The sequence below is a fragment of the Marichromatium purpuratum 984 genome (assembly GCF_000224005.2).
In the GTDB taxonomy this organism is placed as follows: domain Bacteria; phylum Pseudomonadota; class Gammaproteobacteria; order Chromatiales; family Chromatiaceae; genus Marichromatium; species Marichromatium purpuratum.
The window spans coordinates 646,080-653,096 of the sequence record NZ_CP007031.1; the positions used below are offsets into that span (position 1 = coordinate 646,080).

1 protein-coding gene and 1 pseudogene are annotated in these 7,017 nt (G+C 68.4%); one reads left to right on the forward strand and one right to left on the reverse strand.

Translation table 11 applies throughout. The features are described 5' to 3' along the window. Positions 1-115: 115 nt before the first annotated feature. Positions 116-2,350 (reverse strand): TonB-dependent receptor, encoded by a 2,235-nt coding sequence (locus MARPU_RS03005; RefSeq protein ID WP_005222752.1) that lies wholly within the window; start codon positions 2,348-2,350, stop codon positions 116-118. Between the two features lie 1,723 nt (positions 2,351-4,073). Between MARPU_RS03005 and MARPU_RS16960 the strand changes: the two are divergent. Next, a pseudogene (locus MARPU_RS16960) lies at positions 4,074-6,977 on the forward strand (amino acid adenylation domain-containing protein); the annotation flags it as partial. Positions 6,978-7,017: the final 40 nt, after the last annotated feature.

Consider the following 7,017-nt stretch of genomic DNA (forward strand, 5'->3'; position numbering starts at 1 on the left):
TTGGCATGGTCTCCCCGTCGATGGGCTCACGGTTGGCGCTGCGTCTTCGTCCGTGGTGGGCTGTGGAGGAGGAGGGGATGCCCGGTCATCCGTTCCCGGGCATGGCGGGTGTGGCTCAGAAGACGTAGCTCAGTCCGACGCCGAAGCTGCGTGGCCGACCCGGATAGCCGATACGGGCGCTGTTGCCTCCCGGGTAGTAGGGGGCGATGTGGTAGCCGTAGAGATCGTAGTCCTCGTCGAGCAGGTTCTCGCCCCAGACATAGAATTCCACGCCCTTCTCCTGGAGCCCGATGCGCAGGTCGAGCTTGTTGTAGGCGTCGAGTTCGAAGTGGTTCTCGGGGTCGGCGGGACGTGAGCCGACGTAGCGGTTGGTCAGCTCGGTGCTCAGGGTGGGCGAGTCGAGCCCCAGGAAGGCCGGTAGCGACCTGATGTAGTTGATGGAGACGCTGGCGCCCCAGTTCGGCACCTCGGGTACCTCGTTGTCGTCCTTGACGGGACTCGCGCTGTCGTCGCCGTCGACCAGGATGTGGGCGTCGAGGTAGGTGACCGCGCCGCTGAGGGTGAGGCCGTTGCCGACCCGCCAGACGCCTTCCAGCTCGACACCCTTGCTCTCGGTGTCGTAGTTCTCGACCAGGGTCGACATCGACTGGGGATCGAAGCTCAGCAGGTGGTCGTCCTTCACCTTGTTGTAGAAGAGCGCGCCGTTGAGTCCGAAGCGACCGTCGGCGCTCTCGAACTTGAAGCCGGTCTCCAGACTGTTGACAGTCGCGGCCTTGTAGGGCGGGTCCTCGCCACCGGCGGTGAAGTTGGTGCCCTCCTGGTTGAAGCCACCGCTCTTATAGCCGCGGGCGAAGAGACCGTAGAGGTTGATCTCCTCGGTCAGCGCATAGCCCAGGGCGATGCGACCGGTCAGGTAGTCGTCGCTCAGGCTCTGCTCGTCGTGCGCCGTGCGGATCGAGCTGGGATTGCTGGGATTGGCGACCCAGTCGGCCTCGTAGTCCTTCTCTTCCCAGGTGTAGCGGGCGCCCAGGGTCAGCTTGAGGCGCTCCATGTTCGGTATGGGCATGGTCGTCTCGCCGAAGACGGCGAGCGCCTCGGTGGTGAAGTCGCGGTCGATCCTGGCGTTGTAGGGATTGTAAGGATAGAAGTTGTCGTAGTTGTCGCGGCTGTCCCAGGTGCGGTCGGAGTAATAGTAATTGACACCGGTGACCCAGAAGAGCTCGGATCCGGGTTTGGAGGATAGACGGATCTCGTTGTTATAGACGGTCTCGTCGGAGACGGTGCTCCAGCGCGCGTCCGGTTGCGTGCCGACGAGTTGCTGATAGGTCCGTCCCTCGTAGATGGGCGTGGTGTTCTTGTTGTCCGACTCCGAGTAGCCGCTCAAGAGCGTCAGCACGGCATGTTTCAGCTCATGGTTGAGTTCGGCGGTGAAGCGGTTCATCCGGTGACTGTCGGAGAGGCTGCCCGAGGGTTGGTTCACCCTGGGGGAATCGCTGTAGGGGTAGAGTACGTAGTCGACGTCGCTGTCCTTCTGCTCCTCGTGACCGGCCGTGAGCAGCAGGCTGGTGCCGACGACGGGCTCCCACAGCAGCGAGCCGCGGACGGCCTGATCGGTCGGCTCGACGACCGGGTCGCCGTCGACCTCGTTGGTCACGAAGCTGTCGATCCGAGAGGTGCGCGCGGCGATGCGGGCGCTGAGGGTCTCGGTCACAGGCCCGCCGACTGCCGCCTCGAGCATCCAGTAATTGTCCTCACCGACCTCGCCGCGTACATAGCCCTCGGTCCAGCGCGTCGGCCGGCGGGTGGTGATGTTGACGGCCCCGGCCTCGGAGTTGCGCCCGAACAGGGTGCCCTGTGGACCCTTGAGGACCTCGACGCGCTCGACGTCGAGCAGGTTCATCGTCGAGCTGGTCGCCGAGAGCGGCAGGCCGTCGAGGTTGATGACGACCGAGGTGTCCTCGCCGCTGACCTTCTGCAGCGAACCGACGCCGCGGATACGCAGCGTCCGGTTGCTCATACCCATGTTCGAGACGAAGTCGACGCTCGGTGTCTGTTGCAGCATCTGGCTCAGCGTCTGCAGCCGCCGCTCCTCGAGTTGTTCGCCACTGACGGTGGAGATGCTGAAGGGGATGTCCTTGGCCAGCTCGGCGGAGCGGCGTGCGGTGACCGTCAGGGTGTCGAGGGTCACCGCAGCCTCGCTCTCCGCATCGCTGGCATCCTCGGCCAGTACGTTTGCGGTGGTGCCGAGGCACAGGGCGCCGGCGATCGCCAGGGCGACCGGGCGTCGTCGGAAGCCGTCGATTTCGGCTCGGAGGCGCGGGGTCGCGCTCCTGGTGTTACTTCGAGTCATGCTGAATCACCTGTCTACGGGGTTGGGTGTGGATCGTGCACTCGGCTCGATGAGCCGGCCGAGTCTCTCGTCTCTCGGTGCCGGACCACGGGGCATGCCTGCGGAGAGGACGCCGAGACGGAGTCAGTGCGCGCTCGCGATATCTGCCGTCACCTGGCTGGTCACCAGGGAGGGCGTTGTCGAGACGCGCGTGTTCGAGCCGGTCCTTGCCGCGACCGGGTGTCGCTCGACCATCTGCCGGGTGGGCGCGGCTGCGGAGCCTGTGTGGAGCGGTCTCGCGTCGCGCGCGGAGCGGGCTCCGGTGTCGCCTGGGCCTCAGCGGTGCCGGCGCTCGCCGGCGTGCCGGGCGCGTTCGGGCCGCGGACGTCGCATGAAGGTGCCACGGTCTGAGCGATGGTGAGCACGGGGCTGGAGCGTCGTCCTGACATGGGTGGTGATCGCGTGACGGTAGGCGCGCGGGAGGCGCGTGTGCTGCTCGCGGTACCCGAGGGTTGCGGGTCGTGCCCGGGGCCGGATGGCGGTGGCTGCTGTGACGAGGTGACACATGGTGCGGCGCCTCGGCTCCAGCCGTTGTCGGTCGACCTCGAGGGAAACCGGATTAGCCGTCTGGTCAAGGTTTTGTCTGTTCCCTCGGGCATGTCGTCGGCGGGCCGTGCCCACTGGCGTCTCGCGTCGGCTGAGGGTGAACGTGGTCAGGGTTCTGCCGTCGCCTGCCGTGTCGATATGCGTCAGGGAGGCGCCACGGCCGGAGGAGGGGGGCGAGGGCGGCGTGGTGGAGGCGAATGGTGTGCGACGACTCGTCTCAGTGATGGCCGCGACGGAAACGACCGGGAATACGACCGTCCATGTCATACCGAAACCACCCCTGGCAGTTCCCCGGGGGGACGCGCGGCGGATCTGTCGGGCCACGCGCTCCAGGTCGCTGGTTGATGACTTCATGGTGTCAGGATCTCTCCGGATACAGCAGGATCTTCCCTAGATGCAAACGCATCTTGATTGCATTGTCATCTAGTGTCAATGTTGGCCTGCGTCCAAAGACAGGGCTGGTCACTGGCGCGGGTGCTGTCGCCGGGCTCGGCGTCCCTGGCCGAGTATCGCCATGGTGCTGGCCAGGCCATGGCAAGTACTCGATCCGGCCCGTCCCGCGCGGTGGAGTCGATTGGCGTGAGCGCGTCGACGGGGCGACCCCGGCCGCCCTCGGCTTGCTGATCGAGGCGCCTCTCGTCGTGCCGGTCGGCGCTGCCCCGGAGCCGACCGGCAGGTCCGCGCGTGGCGTCGTTGTCCGTCATCGCCCTTAAGGGGGCGAGCGCTCCAGGTCGTGGGCAGGCCGAGCGGATGTCGATGGCGTTAATAATAGTGATTTTCATTATCGAAAAATATCTTTTCCGGGGGAAGACAGACCGCTTCGGGTGGTGGTGTCGACTCCCTCGTCCCTAAGCTTCCCCAACCAAAATCACTTCTTGAATGTCTGCGCTCGTCCTGGGCGGCAGCCTCGTCGTGCGATCGGTCATCGTGCGCGACAGCTGCCGCACCCCGGTCGTTGGCGCGAGGGGAATGCTATGCAACAGGGTCGACACGGGCCTGCAGTGCTCGGGCACGCTGATCAGCAGTGGAGGTATCGGCCATGCCAGTGCCGCGGCGCGGTGCGCGCTGAGCGGATCGACGCATGCACGGCCGTGATCGATGCTGGGACGGCCCTCGGCCCGATGCGGGAGGTCGACTGATGTCGCATGGCACGCATATCGATCTCACCGCCGAGCTGCAGGCTCTGCTGTCGGTTCCGCTCGCCGGGCGCGAGGACGACAACCTGATCGAACTGGGGCTGGACTCGCTGCACGTCATGCGACTGGTCGACGGCTGGCGCAAGGCCGGCGTATCGGTGACCTTCGCCAGACTGATGGAGAACCCGACCTTGGCGAGTTGGCGCACGCTGGTGGAGACGCCCGCCGCGTCGCCGGTCGAGGCCGTGCCCGAGGCCGCAGTCGTTGCGATCGAGGATGGTCGCCCCTTTCCCCTGACCGACGTCCAGTACGCCTATTGGATCGGGCGCCAGGACGAGCAGCCGCTCGGCGAGGTTGGCTGTCACGCCTATCTGGAGATCGACGGTCAGGGGGTCGAGCCGGCGCGTCTGGAGACTGCCTGGCGACGTCTCTTTGAGGCCCATGCCATGCTGCGGGCACGCTTCACCGACGACGGCATGCAGTGTATCGACGACGAGGTCGCCGCTCCGCCGCTGCAGGTGAACGACTTCAGCACCCTGTCGGCGTCGAGCACCTCCGAGCAGCTGCTGGCGGTACGCGAGCGTCTCTCGCACCGGCGTCTGGATATCCAGGCCGGTTCGGTTGCCGGGCTCGAACTGTCACTGCTGCCGGCGGGACGGACCCGTCTCCACTTCGACATCGATCTGCTGGTCGCCGACGTGCAGAGCCTGCACCTGTTGCTGCGCGATCTCGCCACGGCCTATGGCGGCGGCACCCTCTCGGCCGATCCCGCCTGGCGCTTCTCGCACTATCTGGCGCTGGAGGCCGAACGCAGCGCCGACGCCCGCGAGGCGGCCCGTCGGCACTGGCAGGCGCGCCTGCCCGAGCTGCCCTCCGGGCCGCGCCTGCCGCTGGTCAAGGACCCGCAGTCGGTCTGCAGGCCGCGCTTCGTGCGGCGGACCCATGTGCTGTCGACGGCGCGTTGGCAGGCGCTGCGCGCGCACGCCGCCGCCCATCAGCTGACCCCGGCGATGGTGCTGGTGAGCGCCTATGCCGAGGTGCTGGCACGCTGGAGCGCGGAGCCGGAATTTCTCCTCAACCTGCCCCTGTTCGACCGCAAGAGCGACCATAGCGGCATCGACCAGGTGGTCGCCGACTTCACCAACCTGCTGCTGCTGCACTGCGACTGCCGTCGACCGGCCTCCTTCCTGGAGCGCGCGCGGGCGATCCAGCGCCAGTTCCACGCCGATGTCGAGCATGCCGCCTACTCGGCGGTCAGCGTGCAGCGCGATCTGGCCAGAGAGGGCCGTGCCGACGGCGTCTCGGCCCCGGTGGTGTTCGCCTGCAACCTCGGCACGCCCCTGCTGACGCCGCAGTGCAAGGCCACCCTGGGCAGCCTGAACTTCATGATCTCGCAGACCCCCCAGGTGTGGCTCGACCACCAGGTCTACGAGGACGAGAGCGGTCTGCTGCTGGCCTGGGACGCGGTCGAGGAGCTGTTCCCCGAGGGACTGCTCGACGACATGTTCGCCGCTTATGCGGGGCTGCTGGAGCAGCTCGCGCAATCCCCGCAGCAGTGGACCCGTCCGCTGCTCGCGCAACTGCCGCCCGCGCAGCAGGCCACCCGCGCAGCGGTCAACGCCACCGCCGCGCCGCGCCGCGGGCACCTGCTGCACGCCGGTCTGTTCGAGTGGGCCGCGCGCGCCCCCGAGCGCCCGGCGCTGCTGGCCGGTGAGCACCGACTCGGCTACGGTGAGCTGGCCGCCGAGGCGCTGCGCATCGGCGCGCTGCTGCGCGCCCGTGGCGTCGCAGCGGGCGAGGCGGTGGCGGTGAGCCTGCCGCGCGGTCCGGCGCAGGTCGCCGCCGTCTACGGCGTGCTCGCCGCCGGGGCCTGCTATGTCCCGGTGGGCGTGCGCCAACCGGCGGCGCGTCAGGCACGCATCCATGCCAGCGCCGCGATCCGCTGGGTGCTCACCGATGCCGCCCACCGCGAGGCCGCAGCCAGCCCCGGCACGGTGCCGCTCGACATCGCCGAGGCCGCGGGTCTGGAGCCGTTGGCCGCCCCCGTGACCGTCGACCCCGAGCAGCGCGCCTACATCATCTTCACCTCCGGCTCGACCGGTGCGCCCAAGGGCGTGGAGGTGAGCCACGCGGCGGCCGTCAACACCCTCGAGAACCTCGCCGCGCGCTACGCCGTCGGCCCCGACAGCCGGGTGCTGGCCGTCTCCGCGCTCGACTTCGACCTCTCCGTCCACGACCTCTTCGGCCTGCACGCGGTCGGCGGCGCGGTGGTGGTGCTGGAGGAGTCGCAGCGGCGCGATGCCGGAGCGTGGCTCGAACAGATCCACCGTCACGGCGTGACCCTGTGGAACTCGGTGCCGGTGCTGCTCGACATGCTGCTGGTGATGGCCGAGCGCGACCCGCGTCCGCTGCCCTTCGAGCAGGTCTACCTCTCCGGTGACTGGATCGGGCTCGACCTGCCCGAGCGCCTGTTTGCCCGCAGCCGCCCCGGCGTGCGCCTGGTGGCGATGGGCGGGGCGACCGAGGCGGCGATCTGGTCCAACGCCCACGACGTCGAGCTGCCGCTGCCGCCGCACTGGCGCTCGATCCCCTATGGCCGACCGCTGGCCAACCAGCGCTACCGTGTCGTCGACGCCCAGGGGCGCGATTGCCCCGACTGGGTGCCGGGCGAGCTGTGGATCGGCGGCCTCGGCGTGGCGCTGGGCTATTGCGGCGACCCCGAGCTGACCGCGCAGCGCTTCGTCGAGCACGCCGGCGAGCGCTGGTACCGCACCGGCGACCAGGGCCGCTACTGGCCCGACGGCACGCTCGAGTTCCTCGGTCGACTCGACCACCAGGTCAAGGTGCGGGGTCATCGCATCGAACTCGGCGAGATCGAGGCGGCGCTCAACGGCCAGGCGGAGATCGCCCGCGCGGTGGCGCTCACCCACGGCACCCCGGCGGCGC